A 1,775-nucleotide genomic window follows, 5' to 3' on the forward strand; every position below is an offset into this window, starting at 1 on the left:
TTGAATGGCGGAGCGGACGGGACTCGAACCCGCGACCCCCGGCGTGACAGGCCGGTATTCTAACCAACTGAACTACCGCTCCACACAAGTGCGATGAATAATAAAGTTGTGATAATTAATCGTCAACAGTTTTTTAATTGTTTTTGCTCATTTAGTTAAAAAACGTACAATTATCAAGTTTTAGTACAAAAAGCACTCACTTCAGTGGGTTAGTTTTTGTCATCAGGCATACTTAAATCAATATCATCTAGGTCGACGCTTTCTAGAATACTGTCTTTAGGTTTATCCTCATTAACGGGGTTTTGCTTTAACCTTTCTTCTGCCGCAGCCATCGCCTTTGCCAGCGTTTGTTTTTTTCGCCATATCACCAAACCGATAATACCAACAAAAAAGAGTACGCCATTAATGGTAATAATCCAGAACATTGCATCGTCTTTAGCTACTTTCTCTTCAATTTCTGCTTGAATGGCCGCTTTTTCAGCAAGTTCTTCAACTGATGGAGGTGGAGCTGGGGGCTCTACTAAATTAAAAAACATTTCAGGTAAATTGAGCACAATTTCTCGGCCATCAACCGTCGTAGAAACCGCACTGCCTTTAACACGATAACTGCCAAACTCAGTCACTTTAGGTAAGTATAAAATTTGATCTGCACTGGTCATGGTTTGCAAGGTGATAGGCAGCAACAATCCTGCAGGGCCGACTAAGTCAAACTCAAAATGCGTTTCTGCTAATTTCACCACAGATTCATCAACCGTTAATTGTATCTGCCATATGCCTTTTAATGGATCGCTATTGGGCACCATTTTGACAGTAATTGGTTGTGGCGATAGCTCAAACGGCATCACATATTCACGTTCAAATATATTATTTCGGGCGGTAACGTTGAGTACATAATGACCGGTAGGTTGTTGTAAATTATGGCTTCCGGTAAAGATGCCATCATCAGGTACTTCGTCCAACAATTCACCATTGTCTTTATAAGCACCGACAATAATGGTGCCCGTTGCAAAGTTATCGTCAGTAGGAAGATGCTCACTGGTAAAACGAGCAGTCCATTCGACCATATACTCCAACCCCGGCATTCTCATGGTTAAACTATCACCCAAGAGTCTTGCTGTTACTTTCAACCTTTCACCCTGATAAAGTGGTTGCGGTAACGGTTGCACAGCAATGTCTAATGCAGATAATTTTTTAATTGTCGACCCTTCAACCACACTCCCCAATAACTGCCAAGGCCCTGGCATTGGTTTTTCGATATAAATCATATCAGCAGCAATACCGTCTACCCATTTTACCGTTTGAGTATGACGATTTGAGTACCATTTACTGCCATCGGGTAAATTGACCACGACACGAGCGGAACCATAGCTTCGTTGGATAACCAACGTTAAATGATCGACCATGTGATCGATTCGAAAACGATTTTTAAGTTCTGCTGCTTGCGATGCATTGACCACTGCAGCCTGGGCATTAGGTTGCCACGCTAAGATAAGACTCAGCAACAATAAACATGGAATAACAAGATAACCGGCGCGAGTAGCACTCATAAAGGTTGGTTTACCCTCTCCAGAGACATTTACCTGACTTCGCAATGAGGTCAAGTCGTTGTTCGTGTAATAGTATTTCATCGGCAGATGCACCAACGACTTTAAGATTAAACGCCGAAGGATCGATATTTTTAATTCCGCCACCTTCTTGACCCGCTTTTTCATTGGACAAATTAAACTTAATTTGTCCACCAGTCATGATTAAGTAAACATCAGCAAGAATTTCCG

The 1,775-nt window shown here is 42.0% G+C and carries 1 protein-coding gene, 1 tRNA gene and 1 pseudogene; all 3 read right to left on the reverse strand.

Annotated features, from left to right (window positions below):
- Nucleotides 1-5: 5 nt before the first annotated feature.
- A tRNA-Asp gene (locus tag CXF78_RS16335) sits at nt 6-82 on the reverse strand.
- A 127-nt stretch (nt 83-209) separates the two neighbouring features.
- The gene (locus CXF78_RS16340) at nt 210-1,547 is read right to left on the reverse strand and encodes a TIGR03503 family protein (RefSeq protein ID WP_102037372.1); all 1,338 of its coding nucleotides are present in this window, start codon (nt 1,545-1,547) and stop codon (nt 210-212) included.
- Nucleotides 1,548-1,557: 10 nt separating this feature from the next.
- Nucleotides 1,558-1,775: pseudogene (locus tag CXF78_RS16345) on the reverse strand (DNA polymerase III subunit epsilon); the annotation flags it as partial.

This window comes from Shewanella sp. 11B5, from assembly GCF_002836795.1.
In the GTDB taxonomy this organism is placed as follows: domain Bacteria; phylum Pseudomonadota; class Gammaproteobacteria; order Enterobacterales; family Shewanellaceae; genus Shewanella; species Shewanella frigidimarina.

Coding starts and splice junctions, on each gene's coding strand:
- CXF78_RS16340 (WP_102037372.1), bottom strand. CDS start 1,547: ATGAGTGCTACTCGCGCCGGTTATCTTGTTATTCCATGTTTATTGTTG.